Source organism: Turicibacter sanguinis (assembly GCF_013046825.1).
Lineage (GTDB): Bacteria > Bacillota_I > Bacilli_A > MOL361 > Turicibacteraceae > Turicibacter > Turicibacter sanguinis.
This window is the reverse complement of the sequence record NZ_CP053187.1, coordinates 21,874-39,379: the sequence shown is the minus strand read 5'-3', so window position 1 is coordinate 39,379 and position 17,506 is coordinate 21,874. Positions and strand designations below refer to the sequence as shown.

At 33.5% G+C, this 17,506-nt stretch carries 11 protein-coding genes; 10 read left to right on the top strand and 1 reads right to left on the bottom strand.

Going from position 1 to position 17,506, the window contains the following annotated elements; translation table 11 throughout:
• The first annotated feature begins 20 nt into the window (after positions 1–20).
• From HLK68_RS00185 to HLK68_RS00155, 7 genes are all read left to right on the top strand, one after another.
• Entirely contained in the window at positions 21–1,433 is a 1,413-nt protein-coding gene (locus tag HLK68_RS00185) for an MBOAT family O-acyltransferase (protein ID WP_006784210.1), read from the top strand.
• Positions 1,434–1,446: 13 nt separating this feature from the next.
• On the top strand, positions 1,447–2,646 hold the full coding sequence (locus HLK68_RS00180) for a hypothetical protein (protein WP_006784209.1): 1,200 nt from the start codon (positions 1,447–1,449) through the stop codon (positions 2,644–2,646).
• Positions 2,647–2,725: 79 nt separating this feature from the next.
• Positions 2,726–3,190 (top strand): PssD/Cps14F family polysaccharide biosynthesis glycosyltransferase, encoded by a 465-nt coding sequence (gene pssD / locus HLK68_RS00175; protein WP_006784208.1) that lies wholly within the window; start codon positions 2,726–2,728, stop codon positions 3,188–3,190.
• On the top strand, positions 3,187–3,657 hold the full coding sequence (pssE, locus tag HLK68_RS00170) for a PssE/Cps14G family polysaccharide biosynthesis glycosyltransferase (protein ID WP_006784207.1): 471 nt from the start codon (positions 3,187–3,189) through the stop codon (positions 3,655–3,657). Before pssD ends, pssE begins: the two co-directional genes overlap by 4 nt.
• A gap of 13 nt (positions 3,658–3,670) precedes the next feature.
• On the top strand, positions 3,671–5,188 hold the full coding sequence (locus tag HLK68_RS00165) for a DUF6056 family protein (protein WP_132942906.1): 1,518 nt from the start codon (positions 3,671–3,673) through the stop codon (positions 5,186–5,188).
• 16 nt (positions 5,189–5,204) lie between these two features.
• Positions 5,205–7,265, top strand: a complete 2,061-nt coding sequence (locus HLK68_RS00160; RefSeq protein WP_132942905.1) for a DUF6077 domain-containing protein — start codon at positions 5,205–5,207, stop codon at positions 7,263–7,265.
• Between the two features lie 28 nt (positions 7,266–7,293).
• Positions 7,294–9,861 carry a YfhO family protein gene (locus tag HLK68_RS00155; RefSeq protein WP_132942904.1) on the top strand — a complete coding sequence of 856 codons (2,568 nt, stop codon included), beginning with the start codon at positions 7,294–7,296 and terminating at the stop codon, positions 9,859–9,861.
• Positions 9,862–9,879: 18 nt separating this feature from the next.
• Here the strand turns inward: HLK68_RS00155 and HLK68_RS00150 are convergent, their stop codons facing one another.
• Positions 9,880–12,147 carry a YfhO family protein gene (locus HLK68_RS00150; RefSeq protein ID WP_132942903.1) on the bottom strand — a complete coding sequence of 756 codons (2,268 nt, stop codon included), beginning with the start codon at positions 12,145–12,147 and terminating at the stop codon, positions 9,880–9,882.
• Positions 12,148–12,331: 184 nt separating this feature from the next.
• Between HLK68_RS00150 and HLK68_RS00145 the strand changes: the two genes are divergently transcribed.
• From HLK68_RS00145 to HLK68_RS00135, 3 genes are all read left to right on the top strand, one after another.
• Positions 12,332–14,194 (top strand): LTA synthase family protein, encoded by a 1,863-nt coding sequence (locus HLK68_RS00145; protein ID WP_006785676.1) that lies wholly within the window; start codon positions 12,332–12,334, stop codon positions 14,192–14,194.
• 325 nt (positions 14,195–14,519) lie between these two features.
• On the top strand, positions 14,520–15,614 hold the full coding sequence (locus tag HLK68_RS00140) for a bifunctional glycosyltransferase family 2/GtrA family protein (RefSeq protein WP_006785677.1): 1,095 nt from the start codon (positions 14,520–14,522) through the stop codon (positions 15,612–15,614).
• Positions 15,605–17,479 (top strand): hypothetical protein, encoded by a 1,875-nt coding sequence (locus HLK68_RS00135; RefSeq protein ID WP_006785678.1) that lies wholly within the window; start codon positions 15,605–15,607, stop codon positions 17,477–17,479. The genes HLK68_RS00140 and HLK68_RS00135 overlap by 10 nt, the downstream gene beginning before the upstream one ends.
• Positions 17,480–17,506: the final 27 nt, after the last annotated feature.

Here is a 17,506-nt window from a genome sequence, read left to right as displayed (position 1 = left end):
GAAGGTAGGAGGGTACTTAGGTGGTATTTAGTAGTTTTACGTTTTTGTTTTGCTTTTTTCCGTTAATTATTGGAATTTATTTTTTAAGTAAAAATCGTGTCTATCGGAATTTAGTTCTCTTGATTGGGTCGTTAATTTTTTATGCATGGGGCGAGCCTATTTACGTCTTGTTAATGATTTTATCAACGATGAATGACTTTTATCATGCCGAGTGGGTCGGGCGATGTTTACAAAGAAAAGATAATACAGGGGCTAAAAAAGCTTTAATTTCAAGTGTTATCATTAATTTAGTTGTTTTATTTTTCTTCAAATATTGTGATTTTATGATTGAAAATATTAATTTTATATTCCATTTAAATCTTCAACCATTTAACTTGCCATTACCAATTGGAATTAGTTTTTATACCTTCCAAAGTATGTCCTATACTATTGATGTGTATCGTGGTCGTGTAAAAGTTCAAGAGAGTTTTTTAAGGTTAGCAACATATGTTGCATTATTCCCACAGTTGATTGCAGGACCTATTGTCCGTTACTCAACAATTGAAAAAGAATTAAGTTCACGACAAGAGACGCTTGAAAATGTTTCGAATGGATTGAGGCGATTTATCGTTGGATTAATGAAAAAAGTACTGATTTCTAATAAGCTTGGATTATTAGCCACACAAATTCAAGTGTTACATCAAAATGAGTTGAGTTTAATTATTTCATGGATTGGAATTATCGCATATGCCTTGCACATTTATTATGATTTTTCAGGTTATAGTGATATGGCCATTGGGCTTGGGAAAATGTTTGGGTTCCATTTTCTCGAGAATTTTAATTATCCTTATATTTCAAAAAGTATGACAGAATTTTGGCGCCGTTGGCATATTTCACTTGGATCCTGGTTTAGAGATTATGTCTATATTCCACTTGGAGGAAATCGAGGAACTGTTTTAAAACACATTCGTAATATTTTAATTGTCTGGTTTTTAACAGGTTTTTGGCATGGTGCGAGTTGGAACTTTATTTTATGGGGATTGTACTTTGGCGTTATTTTAATTATTGAAAAGTATGTTTTATTGAAGTGGCTTGAAAGACTTCCAAGTCTGATTCAACATATTTATGCGATTGTTTTATTTTTAATTGGATGGGTTATTTTCAGCTTTACGAATTTAGTACAATTAGGAGCCTATCTAAAGTCGATGTTTGATTTTAAGGTTTTAATGAAGTGGGATATCTTTCTAATGTTAGATATTCAATATTATTGGCCATACTTAGTAGTTGGTTTAGTTGGGGCAACGCCTTTGATTGCTAAACTAGCGAGAAAATTCTTAAAACAAGGTGAAGTGACTAAATTAATCGGAGATTTAGGGCTTGGGATGTTATTTGTTTTATGTGTCATGTCACTTTTAGATTCGACATTTAATCCTTTTATTTATTTCCGTTTCTAGGGGAGGCGAAGCGATGCGTTTTGAAAAGATAAGAAATAGTGTATTTATTATTGTATTTTTTGGAGCTCTAGTTTTAGTGAATGGTTTGATGTTATTCGCTCCTAAAAATACGGAGGTTGATTTTGAATATCGAGAATTAGCTAGTTTCCCAAAGATAACGCTTGAAAGTTTATATGATGGTAGTTTTCAAACGGGATTTGAAACGGCTTATGCCGATCAATTTTATGGTAGAGGCTTTTTAGTCAAATGGCAAACGCGGTTAGATTACTTTTTGACGAAGTATGTGTCTTATTTTAATCAGACACAAAATAAATTAATTCCGGTTCGAGAAGTGAGTAAATATAATGAGCATTATATTGAATCGCCACTTTATTATTCTGAAAGTTTAAACGATGTGGTAAAGCAACATGCTATAATGTATAATAAAGTCGCAAATTTTATGGACCAGCCACTTTTTATTTATAAGAATTTGCTTTTAAGTGAAGTGGATTGGTTAGAAGGACAAGACTACCAAGAGGCTTCAAAGATTTATAAAGAAACCTTTACGAGTACACTAGATGATGATATTTATTTTGGTGAGATGCAAATTAATAATTATGATGAGTATTATCAATATTTTTATAAGACAGATTTACATCATACGGCTGATGGCGCTTATGTAGCCTATACAGATTTGATTGAGATGATTAATGAAGTGTTTCCTCAAATCGGACATCCAAGATCTGTGACACAAAAGGTTTGTTTTGAGGATGTTTATTATCGTGGAAGTTATGCGAGACGAACAGGGATGTATAGTCGTGCAACAGACCAAATTTGTGATTTGATAATTGAAGGTGCACCTCAAGCGACCACCTATGTAGACGGTTTAGAAAAAGAAAATGGTGATCGATATGCTTATCATAATGGCTACGGTCCAGGATATAAGGATATTCATCATTATGACGCATTTTACGGAGGATATGCTGGTGAAATTAAATATGATTACGGTGAGAATACCGGGATAAATGCTTTGTTTTTAGTTGATTCTTTCTCTAATCCAATGAATGGGTGGTTTGCTTCTCATTTTGATGAAACGTATATCATTGATTTACGTCTAAATCATGATTTTATGTTGAGTGATTTTTTAAAAGAACATGACATTGATGTGGTGGCCGTTTATTTATATTATGATCGATTATACTTTTCAGATCAATATCTCATAGACATCCAATAGGATGGACAAAATAAGTCATGGATTGTGATAAATTCATGACTTATTTTTGTTTTATGATATAATAAATTTGGTGATAATGATGAAAAAAGGAAAAATATTGTTTTGTGCGAGTGCCGGTGGGCATTATTCGGAATTACTTCAATTAGGTGAATTGATTAAAAAATATAATGGGGTTATTGTAACGGAGAAAACAGACGTTTCAAAAGATCCAATTTATCCAACAGAATACGTGATGTATTGTTCGAAAAATGATGGATGGATTTATCTGTTTGAGTATTTATGGGTTTGGATCGTTTCATTATTTTATTTTATCAAGTATCGTCCACGTGTTGTGATTTCAACGGGTGTTCATTCAACTATTCCGATGTGTGTATATGCAAGAATATTGGGGCGTAAAGTTGTTTATATTGAGACGGTAGCCAATGTTCATACCCCATCGATGACAGGAAAAATTATGTATAAACTTGCTACTGATTTTTACGTTCAGTGGGAAGAGTTGTTAGAAGTTTATCCAGATGCTAAGTTTGGAGGTTGTTTATTTTGATTTTAGTTTTATGTGGTACTCAGAAGCAAGATTTTAGTCGGATGATTAAATTAGTCGAACAAGTGGCGGATAGAGAAGAAGTCATTGTTCAAGCCGGACATAATCAATATGAGTCGAATAAGATGCAGATATTTGGCTTTGTTTCAAATGAAGAAATCCAAATGTTGTATGAAAAAGCAGATTTAATTGTCACCCATGCGGGTGCAGGATCGATGTTACAGGCGATTAAAAATCACAAAAAAATCATTGCGGTTCCAAGACTTAAAGAATATGGTGAACATGTCAATAATCATCAAATTGAGTTAGCAAAGAAATTTGAAGATCTAGGCTATCTTATTTCTTATCAGGATGGTGATAATTTTATTCAAACGTATGAACGTGCGAAAAGATTTGAACCGAAACCGTATACGTTAAAAGGCAATATGGTAAGCTTAATTGATGGTTTATTAGAAGGATATATGAAGTAGAGGGGAAGAATAAATGAAGTTAATAGAGAATTTTAAAAGGTATTTCTATGTGTATATAGCCATGGGATTATTTTTATTTTTTATGTGGGTTTCATCCATGACACCTTTAGTCGGAGATGACTGGGGGTATTATATTAATGGATTGAAAGGTCCTTTAACGATGACATTTGAGTTTTATCAAACCTGGTCAGGGCGTGTGGTAGGAGAATTTTTAGGTTTTTTACTTGCTTCACATCATGAATGGTGGATTTATTTCTTTAATCCATTATTATTTTCCTCAACCTTTTTATTGCTATATAAAATCATCAATCCAGTACGTCAAAAAGGATTGATTGCAAGTCTTATTTTGTTTTTAATGTTTACGGTGTCACATGGGATTCGAATGGAAACCTTCACATTTGTTGTGGGATCAATTAACTACCGTTTCTCAGCGGTCATGGCCTTATTACAACTCTATTTGATGGGTCGATATTTTAAAGATTCTAACGCGACCTTTAAATGGTATGAAATCTTAATCAGTATTGTTTCTGGTATGACAGTCGGGCTGATTATGGAAAACATTGCAGGTGGTTTAATTTTAGCTAATTTATTACTAATGGGATATCGCCTAATTCAAGCAAAAAAAGTGGATTTAATTTTACTTCTTAATACCGTAACAACAACAGGTGCATTTTTAATGATGAGATTAAGCCCAGGTTCAAGAGCTCGTGTTCTTGAAGATACAGAATGGATGTCTAAAAATCTTATTGAAAAAGTGTTAACAAAGTATCCTGAATTTATTCATTATACGTTTACAGAAAATACGGTGATTATCCTAATTTTAATTGCTGTTATGATGACCTTAATCATTCAAAAGCGAAATCAATTTAAATTTAAAGTTACACCTATTATTTTAAGTTTAGTCATGTTGAGCAGTGTCTACGTTTTAGGTTCATCAATCATTGTTTCATTAAATGAATCATATGGCATCAGTTTTTGGAAGTTTACAAGTATTGCTTATTATTTTGCAGATATGAATTCTTGGATTTTAATGGGGTATTGGACATTCATGGCGATGCTTATTTTTGGTATAATAATTTACTTACTATGGAAATGCCAATCTATTTTTATAATGTGTTTTTACTATTTACTTGGGATGGCAGTCATGGGAGCTATGTTGCTTTCACCAATTATTGGACCCCGTTGTGCAATTTTCACGGTGTATTTCTTAATTATTGTGATTGGGTATCTTGTGAATGAAATAAGATTTAATCCAATGGTAAATAAATCAGCCACTCTTGTCTTTTCTATTTTAACGATGCTTATATTTGTCTGGTATGGACGTCTCTATTCTCAAGTTTTTGAGGTTCGTCAAGAACAAGAACAAAGAATCGAAGCATACAAACAAAATCCAAGCGGAGAGCTTTGGTTACCTGCGTATCCAACGCATTCGATCCATTCTGGAGAAGCAGTAACGCCGTATCATCAAGGTGTGTTTAAGAAATTCTATGGGTTAGATGAATCAGTTGAGATTCATTATAGCTGGCAATAGACGAGGTGGGGGACAGATGATTAATTCGATTATCGCAATGACGGTCTTTATTTTAGTCTTATCTTACGCGATTGGGAAAATTGTTTCAATGAAATTAAATTTGAGTGAGAAACTCCCTTATGCGATTCCACTTGGCTTTTTTATCATTCTAGGCTTACACCAAATCATCACATTACCGGTGATGATTTGGCATTTATCAAGTCAGGTGTTGGTAATTTTAACGGTTATACTTGGGATTGTTTTAAGTGGTTATGCGCTTTTTAAAATAAAGCTTTGGTATCGCTTAACTTGGCAACTAGACTATATTCTTATCGTGATTATGGCGGGTGTTTTAATTTACTTCTATGCGAACGTCGATAGTTTAAATTATTCAGGTGAAGACTTTAATTTTTATATTCCATTTGTCGGATCAAATGTGAATGCCATGCAGGTTAATATGATTAACCCATGGAGTGGTGAGACAGGCGTTTTAAACTGGATTTACAATTTCCAAGGCTATTATTTATTCTTATCAGCCCTTTCACAGCTTTTAAATGTTGATTATATGTTGGTGACCTTATGGCTACCCTCAATTATTTTTTTAATAATAATGCCACTTTGTCTGTTTAATGCGGTTCATTATTATTTCAAAGACACTCATTGGTTTATGAAGTGGGTGCTAGTAGGCGGATTATTCTGTTTAGTGAATGATACGTTATCGGGGATGATTTATTCTTATTATGGCAATCAGTTTAGACCCTTTATAATGATTTACTTGATTTGGATTTATGTGGCGAGTCGAGAAAAAGAAACGCCTTGGTCAATCCTCTCTCTTATCATCTTAATGTTTAGTCATTATTCGGTTCAATCAACTGGGTTATTTGTGGGGGGAATGTTAGTTCTTTTATTGCTAGGATTTGAAGTGTTTATCGCAAAGCAGCCTAATTTGAAATTGCCTGTAACATTAAGTATTCCATTAGCTTTTTATGTGATCGGAATTATATCTACCATGTCTATGCTTTTTGCTTTGATTGCGACCATTATTTTGGTCGTTCTTTATCCTCTAATCTATTGGCTTGTTCAAAAATTTTCAAATATAATGAAAAAAATCATGCGATTTGCCTTAATTTTGTTACTAGCTAGTATTCTTTTAATCTCTATAGTGATGACACTTAAGGGCATTGCCTCACCAGTTTCAATGGCATCTTTTATTCCGGATTATATTAATGGAATCACCTATTTTACAGAAAAAAGTTTTATTTCTTACCAAGCGATTTTATTACCTTTAAAAGTGATTTATACCCTTGTGGGGTGGGCGTTACTTATCGGAGTCTTATGCTATCGTTGTGAGGTGGAAGAATATCGCTTATATAAAGTCATTTTAGTCGGAACTTTAATCTTCTTCTATAACCCATTTGTGGCTCCGTTTATTAGCAAGTATTTAACGGGAATTGTTTATGGGCGAACAACAATTTTATTATTCTCATTGATAACATTTGCAGTCGGGGTAAAGTTTTATGTTTCATTGATGAAATCTATTAAAGCCAAGACTATTTTAACGTTGGGATTAACAGCGGTATTTGGAATTTTATTTATCAATAATTCAGTGATTCATGCCCAAGACTTTAGCTTAAAATTCTTAATAAATGATACAACTTACGATCCTTATTATAAGTTACCCTATGATTTAATAGAGGCTGAAAAAGCGTTAGTCGAGTATAAGTTAGAATACTTTAAAGAACCGGATTATCGAACAACGGTTATGAGTTGTGATTTAAGAACGCGTTTCTTATATGAACCACAAATTTTAGTGTTTAATGTAGCAACATTGCGTGATTTTTATATGAATTACGACACTAATCCATACGAGTATCGCATGTTTATTTATTCATTATTAACCAATTCAAAGAGTTGGGCAGAAGAAGAACCATCAGTTTACAATGATTTAGAACGTCGAATGCGTGCATATACCATTGAATTTGTCATCGTACCAGCCGATGGAGATCCACTGTTATATGAAACACTTGGATCGTTTGCCAATCGAATTTATATCAATAATTCTTATGTGGTATATCATATTAGCTATTTGAATCAATAGTGAATTTTAGATTGAATGGAGTTTGGAGATGAAAAAGTATCATTATATGTTGATTTTAGTCGGGATTGTCTTACTGGCTCATCTTAAATATGTTTTAACAGGTGAGTTGATGATTTTTTATGGTGATAACCTGACGCAAGTATTACCTTTTTATTATCATGGATGGGATTTAGTTCATAGTGGCGAGTTAAACTTTTGGGATTGGACACACGGACTTGGTTCTAGTGTTTTCTCACATGTTTATTACTTTTTAACGTCCCCATTCTTTTGGTTAACGACGCTATTTCCGCGAGATGTCATTCCGACCTTATTTTTATACTGGTATATCATTAAAATTAGTTTAATTGGTATTTTTAGCTTCTTATGGTTAAGTAAATTGAATAAAAAGTTAGGAGTGGCCTTCATTGGTGCTCTTGTCATCATGTTCTCAGGATGGGTACTCACGTATTATCATTTCTTCTTCTTCTTAGATGCGTTTTTACTGTATCCACTCATTTTATACGCGATTGAACGCTACTTAGAGGAAAAGAAATTTGGCCTAATGGTATTACTGGTGGCACTCATAACGATGATGAATTTTTATTTCTCTTATCAGTTCATTCCGTTTGCGATGATGTATTCTTTATTTAGAAACTTCTTAATGAATCGAGGAAAAGAAATTTTCTTGACACAATTAAAAATCATCGGTTTTTATCTACTCGGAATTGGAATTGGAGGGCTTATCTTAATTCCAAGTGCACTAATTATTATTCAAACGCCGCGTTTAAGTGAAAGTGGGACTAGTTTAACATCGGTGGTCACGTTAAAGCAATTTTATCGTTATGTAACGAGTATTTTCTTCCCAGTGGGACATCGTTTTGATCCTAACTTCTTAATTAGTTGCACAACGGATCCTGGAATTGGATGGGGAGGAGGAGCCTCTTTGTATACGACCATCCTAACACCAGTGGTTGTTCCATTATTACTTTTCTTAAAAGATAAACGAGAAAAAATGGGGTATGTTATTTTCCTTGGAATATTATCATTCTTCTTTGTATTTAAAATCTTCTATGTGTTATTACAAGGATCTCTTGATACACGTTGGATGTATATGTTTATGTTCTTATTTGTCATGATGCTCACGCGCTTCCTAGACGCCTATTTTAAAGACCGTGAAGAAGCCTTCTATACGAAATATCTTAAGACAGCCTTAATGGTTATGGCAGGAACTGTTATTGTCATCGTATGGGGATTGTATGGGTTTACATTATGGCGTCAATGGAATGTTAATGCACACGAATTAGTCATGTTAAAAAATCATTGTTTATTAGCATCTATCTTGGTTATTATTTTTACGTTAACTTTAGTTTTACCTAAAATTAAGTATAAAATAGTCATTTTATCAGTGTTTATTGCACTCGAAGGACTTATTTCATTTAGAAACCTATTAAGCACAGATGCACCATTGACAAAAGAGAATTTAGATTATGAGGCGGTTGAGCGTTCTGATTTCTTTAAAGCTCTTCAGGAAATGGATGATAGTTTCTATCGTGTTGAATTTAGAACGACTCAAAAAGGAAAACCAGCGGATGATAATTTACCAATGTCGAGTAACTTTAAAGGATTTAGATTCTACACCTCGGTTTATCAGTATAGTCAAGATCAGTTCTTGTCTCCACTTAAGGTTGCTTCTTGGACAACTTCTCAACAAATCGGGAAGGAGAACGTGTTAAATTTATTAGCTTATAAATACTATATTGATTTTAGTGGTGGAGAAGCAAATCTTCCTTATGGGTTTCAATATTTAACGCATTTAAATGGCGCGATTGTTTATGAAAATCAATTCTATACCGATTTAGGCTTTACCTTTAATCAGGTCATCAGTGAATCTGACTTTAATTCTAAGTCTGCGCTTGAACAAAACTTGTTATATCCTTATTATTTAGTTGTACCAGATGAATATGCTAGTCATTCATTCCGTGATATCAATCCATTAGAAGAATTAACGTCAATTTTAGAATGGGGAAAACCAGGATTCTTTAGCTTTGAATATGAAGAACCAAAAGAAAAGACAATGGTTTATGTTGAAAACTTTGGCTCACCGGATCTTGAGGTTCGAGCGTATTTAGATGGAGAATTAGTTTTTGAGCAAATCGGATATCAGTTTGATTATGCAGGATTTTATATTGAACCGAAATTTGATTATTTAGAGGTCGTTGTGGGTGATTACGGTGATCCACTAGCACTAGTGAACATTTACTTAGATGAAAACTTAAGTCGTTATGATGAGTTATATACAACACGTCAAACACAAGGTTTAGATGTGTTAGAATTTAATAATGATGATTTAAAAACAAGTATTACGATTAATGAAGATAACCAGTGGTTATTTACTTCAATTCCTTATGATAAGGGATGGAGTGTTAAAGTGAATGGAGAAACGGTTCAACCGATTAAGGTGAATCAAGGGTTCTTAGGACTACAACTTGACGCAGGTGAATATGAGATTGAATTTTCATATTGGCCGATTGGATTAAATATTGGAATCATTTTAACAGCATGTTGTAGCGGACTTTTTATTTTCTTCTTAATCGCTGATCGTCGAAAACGTCAATAAAAAAAATGAACTCGGGAATTAATTTCCGAGTTCATTTTTTTTGAATTCTATGATTAGGATTGTGATAAATCCTAGCGTACTGATGGTTGTTAGGATAGCTCCTAGTTTAAAACCTGGTGGTGTATAGGTTAAGGTGATGTTATAATGACCTGTTTCAAGAGGAAGTCCAATAAATCCACCTTGTACTTTATCAAAGTTTGTTTTTACACCGTTTACGGATAAGTTCCACCCTTTATCGTATGGAATCGAGAAGTAAAGGTAAGCAGGAGACGTGATGGTAATCGTTCCATCAATCCTATTTTGCGAGTATGTGGTTTGTTCAAATAGGTCACGCTTATCACTTTGCTTTTTAAGTGAAAGTGATTCAAAGTCATCGTCTTCAAGGACTAAGGTGTTAACAAAATCAATCTCAGATGGTGACATAGCTAAAGCATCCGATTGTTTTAAATAGTTTGAATACGTGAACCCAATTGGTAAGTAGTCGTTATACAAATAAACGGATTCATGTTCGAATGTTTTTAGTAGTGTTAGCTCATCCAAGTTGTCAATTAAATCTTGTTCATCGTGTGAGATGACATAATATTTAACGCCAAGCATTTTAGCTGTCTCTGATTCAAGAATATGGAAGCCCCAATACGTCGGATTGGCCCCAATTAGGGAAAAGAAATCGCTAAGTGTAAATTGGTACATGCTATCGTACGTTGAAACGCTTTTGTATCCATAGTGTAAGTTTAAGTTTCGGTAAATACTGTAATCCGTTGCACGGATAGGCGTATAAGTACGATACAAACTTGAATCAAGTTCTTCTAGATAATCAAAGGCTTCTTGGTCATATTTTTCACCTAGCCTGAAGTCTTCGCTACCATCAGGATAACGATTAAGCGTCATAGAGGCACTAATCCCAAGTTCTAGGATGAGAAGTATCGCAATGGATGCTATTTTAATTGAGAATTTTTTGATGAAGAGAAGGATGAGTAAGTAGGCGATGACAAGTACGATAGTGACTTTCATGACGAAGAGTTCTTTTAATTGAAGCTCTTGGAGATATTCATAACTATTTGACCCAATGACGATTAATCCAATTAAAAGTGCGATGATAATCACACTACTCAAAACTAACGGAAGTCTTTTAAATTCTCGATGATTTAAATATTTTGCAACGATGATGACATTGACCATTATGATTAAGATTGTAAAACGGAAGGTTGGTTCACTTAGTCCATGCATCAAAGACCCGCCATAAGGTGTCATTAATAGAAGTCCTAAGATACCATATAAACTTAACCAAAGCCAATTTTCTTTTAATTTATACTTTGTTTTATCTAAGAAGTACGAAAAGACAAAGAGATAGGTCACAACACCAGAATAAAGCGTTAATTGGTTTGTTCGGTAATCATCAGTGTTAAAGAGAAGGGCTTTGTCCCATGTTGAATCAAAGTTTGGACAGAATGAACGCATGATAATATCAAGGTAGATTTTAATCGGTCTCCATAAAAAAGACAATCCTTCGCTTGCTTCATTTAATCGTGTATTAAGGGCTGTATGAATGACGGCTGGTAAAATGAGAATGAGCGTCATACAAGCTCCTAAGATAAAGGCTGCGACAAGTTTTAAAGAGGATAGAATAAATGCTCTAATATTAAATTCATGGGTCATGAAATATCTGAGTGGCCAATAAAAGACTAAGAAGACACATAATGACCAGAATAAATAGTAATTTGAAATGAGTAAAATAAAAGAGGCGAAAACAACGAGACTGACACGCCCTTTATTTAAATACTTTTCAATGGCTAAAAAGATAAGGGGAAGTAGAGCGAACCATGTTAGGTACATCGGATGTTCAACGAATAAAGAGCCCCAACCACAAAAAGTGTACATGATGGATGGAATAAATCTCATTTGTGATTTGATTCCCATTTCTTTCAAAAAAGCACTTACCCCAATGAGTGCGACAAATAGTTTTAAAAGAGTGATGTAAAAGACTGCTCCCATCATTTTTGAAGCGGGGAATAAAAGTGTTAGGTACGCAAATGGATCGCCTAGGAGGTAGTAGGTTTTAGAACCGATAAAATTAGTTCCTAAAAATAAGTTCCATGACCAAAATGGAGCTTCTCCACTGCTTAGTAGACGATGAAATTCCTCATAAAAATAAAGGTGTTGGTTTTGATAGTCAAATCCTAAGGTGAAGGATTTAAGGTGTAATATATATGGTGAAAAAATAAGAAGCGTTAGAATCAAAAAGCTTAGTAACGTAAACTTTTCTTCTTTTAAATATCGTTTAAGCATAGGAGCCCCCTTTATTCAAAATAAGTATCATTTTTCTGTGCTATTATATCATAAAATCGCTTTTCATTGGTACCTTTCTTCGAATTGTGTCAAGTTATGAAAAGATGTCAAAATTTAAAACGACTTGCGACTGCTTTTTGTATTTTGGTATAATATGAGGTGAAATAGCGAAGAGGTGGAATTTATGAAGAAATTTGGATGGATTAAATCTTATGTGATAGTATTCGCTTATATTGTGACATTAGTCAGTGTAGATCTTTTATTGCATTATTTAGCGGGATTGAATGTTTTAGTTAAACGTTCTATTTTATTTTCAACAGCGTATGCATGTGGCTTTGCCGCTATCGGATTGTTATTTAAAGGAATGGGACGCCAAATTTATTATGGATTGACAGCAATCTTATTTGCCATTCTTGGACTTGGACAAGTCATTTATCATTATTTTTATAAAGCCTTTTTTTCAGTTTCCCAAGCCACTAATTTAGGAGAACTTGGAACGGTTAAGGGAGAGATTTTCCGTGTTTTAGAATGGAAATATACTTTGTTCTTTATTCCGGTTGTGTTGTTTATTTTGATTTTAGTTTTATTAAAACGTCAAATGAAGCGTCAAAAGTTTGATTATATGGCGGTTGTGGTTTGCTTTGTCATAGCATTTGGATTAAACTGGGTGACCAAAATAACATTTGAGACAACCGATTCAGTATCAGATAAATTTAAAGACGATAACTATTTGTATGAATCTTTATTTGATAAAGAACGTGCAATGGAACGATTTGGTCTATTTGCTTATACGAAGCAAGATGTGAGCATTACCACGCAACGATTTATTTCGAAAAAGTTTAAGATTGCGGCAGATTATGAACAAATCGATGCCTATTTTGAAGAAATGAACCATGAACATGTTGAAAATGAGATGACAGGATTATTTGAAGGTAAAAATGTAGTATTTGTTTTGGCTGAAAGTTTGTCGAATTTAGCGATTGATGAAAATATGACGCCGACGTTATATAAAATGATTCAAGAGGGACTGTATTTTGATAATTACTATTCTCCAACGTATAAAGCCTCAACAAGTGATTCCGAGTTCGTGGTGAACACGTCATTAGTTCCATCGATGTCTTATGGAACAACCTCGTATGATTTTGCGAATAATACCTTCCCAAATACGCTAGCGAATCGGTTTAAAGAGGCGGGATATACAGCACAATCATTCCACTCCAATACAGGAGATTTCTATAATCGCTTTAATTATCATCGCGCTCTTGGGTATGAAACATTTTATGATCAAAAAGCACTTGGGCTAGCGTTTTTAGACGAGTGGGAGTACATGGTCAATTGGCCAAGTGATACAGATTTAATGAAAGCTTCTGCTGATATTTTCTTGCAACAAGAGAAATTCTTTAGTTACATATTAACAACGAATGGTCATACGCCTTATACGACTCAACGAACAGAGCTTGCAGCTAATTATGACTATGTGCGTCCGTTTGTCAAAGAAGGCGCAGATGAAGAAATTGTTTATTATTATGCGGCACAAAATGCATTTGATGAATCGATGGCGTATTTAATTAATCGATTAGAAGAGGCAGGAGAATTAGAGGATACTGTGATTATCATCTTTGGTGATCATTATCCTTACCCAATCCATCATGATAAAATTTGGGCATATGATGATACGAATGCGTGGAATTGGCAGGAACTTCATAAAGTCCCACTTATTATGTGGACGCCAGGCATGGAACCTCAGACAGTCAGCAAGCTTATGAGTTCATTTGATGTTGCACCAACCGTGGCTAATTTATTTAATTTAAATTATGATTACTATCATGCCTTTGGTGTTGATGCATTCTCTGATGATGAGTCATTAGTTGTCTTCTCAAACTATGGATGGATCACAGAACATGCAAGAAATAATATTTGGTCTGGCTATACGGAGTCTTACGATGAAATTGGAACAGAGGCTTATATTAATTCGATGAATAATAAAGTTCTTGAAATGTTTGAAATTGGACAAGAAATCTTAAAAGATGATTATTTCGCACAGTAAATTAAAAGGGAGCCTTAGCTCCCTTTTGTTGTAAAATAATTCCTGAAGAAGGATTTTTATGAAAAAATGTTTCCATCTATGACGGAATATTTTATAATTAAAAGGCAAGAAGTACAATTATCGACAAGACGTTGAGTATAACTTTTAGTCCGTATATAAACCGAAATGTCATCTATAGTTTTATAGAAGCAGTCTTAGTATTTAAGCCGTTGTGATACTAAGGTATAACTATAGAACCACTAAAGGTTTTGAAATCCACAAAACTTATCGGTTCTTATATAAGAGGACTTAAAATAAAATTAGGAGCAGAAAAGGGGATTTATTAGTGAAGCCATTTAATCAGGTAGCGATCCTTATTCCGTGTTTAAATCCGGATGAGAAAATGCTAAATCTTATTAAAAATTTAAGGTCAAATGAATTTGAACATATTATAGTTGTGAATGATGGAAGTGTTGAAACATTTGATTCGTATTTTGAAGAAGCAAAAAACGTGTATCATTGTCATGTGTTACGACATCATGTCAATTTAGGAAAAGGGCGTGCTTTAAAAACGGCATTTAATTATATTTTAAATACGTTTCCAAATCTCGTTGGGGTTGTAACCGTAGATGCCGATGGTCAGCATAGTCTTGAGGACATTATCAAATGTTCAAATACTTTGATGGAGCATCCGACAGATTTAATTATGGGGTGTCGTGACTTTGATGCAGCCAATATTCCGTTTAGAAGCCGCTTTGGAAATATTATGACACGTCATGTTTTTAAATTTTTATGTGGGGTCAAAGTGACCGATACACAAACAGGATTACGTGCTATCCCTCGTAACTACTTAAAAACATTGATGAATGTGTCGGGTGAACGTTTTGAGTTTGAAATGAATATGTTAATTGATTCAAAACAAAATCAAGTTCGTATTACAGAGGTTCCGATTCAAACGATTTATTTAGAAGAGAATAAGTCTTCTCATTTTAATCCGTTAGTTGATTCATTAAAAATATATTCGGTATTTTTAAAATTTATCTTATCTTCATTTGCCTCTTTTATTATTGATATTTCATTTTTTACCTTATTCATCTCGATTTTAAAAGGCATGTCAGGACTTAATTATATTATGATTGCAACGGTATTAGCACGTATCGTTTCGTCTGTTGCGAATTTCATGGTTAATAAAAATACCGTGTTTAATTTAAAAGAAAATTCTATTTCAACTGCTATCAAGTACTATTGTTTATGCATCATTCAAATGTTGATTTCTGGTGTTGGGGTGACTTATTTATTTAAAGTGTCTGAAATGAATGAAGTTGGTTTAAAATTAATCGTGGATGTCTTATTATTCTTATTAAGCTTCCAAATCCAACGTGAATGGGTCTTTAAGCGTGAAGTGGAAAATGAAGGAGGAAATAAACGCATATGTATTTAGTTTTATTTCTATTCATTTTATTAGCTATTACAGTTAGTTATAGCGGCTTCTTTAAAAAGCGTTTTGAAGAAGTGTTACCGATAACGGTCTTATCCATGACGTTATTAATGTATGTTTGCTCAATTTTGGGTTCATTAAAGGTTGGATATTATGCGGTGATCGGATTGACTATTTTAGCGATTGGATTCAGTCTTTATTTTGTTTGGAAAGATAAAAAAGAGTTTTTCATGCGTTCTCTAACACCAGGTTTACTATTTTTTGTACTATTCTTTGGGTTTATTTGGTGGGCTCATCGGGGTCGTTTATTAACACAATGGGATGAGTTTTCACATTGGGGATTAACGGTAAAGAATATGTTTGCACTTGATGTTCTTGGAAATCAATCCATTGCTACGACAACGTTTAAATCTTATCCACCGGCGATTGCCTTATTCCAATATTTCTTACAAAAACTATCTGGGGTATTTATTGAAGGAAATTTATATCGGGCCATCAATGTTTTTAATATCGCGTTATTGATTCCTATTTTAAAGTTTACCACTTGGAAAGAACCAAAGAAATTTTTAATGTTAGCTTTTACGGTACTTGTGGTTCCACTCGCTTTTTATTATGAGTTCTATCATACGATTTATGTTGATGCTACACTAGGTGTGATTTTTGGATATATCTTATATAGTTACTTTAGTCAGCCCATGTCTAAATTTAATTTATTGAATTTAAGCTTAGCTTTCGCTACACTCATCTTAACTAAAGAAACGGGATTTGGTTTAGCTGCCATTTCACTTGTTATTATTCTGCCAGATTTAATTTTAAATCGCCTAGAGGTTAAATCGTTTATGAAGCAAAATCGTTATGTGAATAAAGTGATGCTTATTTTGCCTTTAATCACTATTTTATTTGCGAAGTACTCATGGAGTTGGTACTTAAAGATTTGTCAAACAGGGAGTTACTGGGGAGAACCTGGTGTAACCTTACAAAAAGTATTAAATCTTTATGCCGATGATCAACCTGTGTATCGTAAACAAACGATGATTAATTTCTTTAATGCCTTATTTACTGATAAAATCACTGGCTTTATGATTGATATTAACTTTATAGGGTGTTTATTTATTTTTGCCTTATTAGGTGCAAGTTTAGTTTATTTAACAAACAAAAAATATCAAATTAGAATAAAATGGGCCATTCGTTTAATCTTTATGGGATGCCTCATTTTTGCAGCTTCACTCTTATCAGTCTATTTATTTACGTATTCAGAAGGGGAAGCAACAGGTCTTGCCTCACTCGCTCGCTATTTAGGAACCTATTTAACGGGATTCTTTATCTTCTTAGTATATATGTTGTTGAGTGTTGATTCTGATGAGTCAAAGAAGTTTAAGCCTTATTTACCATTAGCTTGTGTCGTCTTTTGCTTAATTTTCATCAATATTAAACCACTATTAAATAGTACCATTTTAGCCCCTTATTATATTGATCAAAGTGTTGAAACAAGATGGGATTATTATGAAATGGAAAAACTATTAGAGGTGGTTAATCCTACTGACCGTGTTTACCTTATTACGCAAAATAATCGTCATGGTCATTTAACATCACGTTATATTTTAACGCCAATTCACATTAATACATATGAGTATAGTTTAGGTGACCCTTATTCAGATACTGATTTATACACTTGTAATTTATCCGTTTCGGAATGGGCATCGAGGTTAAATGAGTATGATTATGTTTATTTACATCGCATTGATGAAAAATTTATTAATACTTATGGAAGTTTATTTGAATCAGGGATTGATTTAATGAACGATACGTTATATCGTGTGATCAAGGAAAATGGAACGGTACGTTTAGAAAATGTTTTAATGCCATAAAAAAAGGATGAGGTTCTCACACCGCAT

Bases quoted from the DNA above. Each gene is read 5' to 3' on its own strand.
- HLK68_RS00180 (WP_006784209.1), top strand. From the start codon at position 1,447: ATGCGTTTTGAAAAGATAAGAAATAGTGTATTTATTATTGTATTTTTT.
- pssD (WP_006784208.1), top strand. From the start codon at position 2,726: ATGAAAAAAGGAAAAATATTGTTTTGTGCGAGTGCCGGTGGGCATTAT.
- HLK68_RS00165 (WP_132942906.1), top strand. From the start codon at position 3,671: ATGAAGTTAATAGAGAATTTTAAAAGGTATTTCTATGTGTATATAGCC.
- HLK68_RS00160 (WP_132942905.1), top strand. From the start codon at position 5,205: ATGATTAATTCGATTATCGCAATGACGGTCTTTATTTTAGTCTTATCT.
- HLK68_RS00155 (WP_132942904.1), top strand. From the start codon at position 7,294: ATGAAAAAGTATCATTATATGTTGATTTTAGTCGGGATTGTCTTACTG.
- HLK68_RS00150 (WP_132942903.1), bottom strand. From the start codon at position 12,147: ATGCTTAAACGATATTTAAAAGAAGAAAAGTTTACGTTACTAAGCTTT.
- HLK68_RS00145 (WP_006785676.1), top strand. From the start codon at position 12,332: ATGAAGAAATTTGGATGGATTAAATCTTATGTGATAGTATTCGCTTAT.
- HLK68_RS00135 (WP_006785678.1), top strand. From the start codon at position 15,605: ATGTATTTAGTTTTATTTCTATTCATTTTATTAGCTATTACAGTTAGT.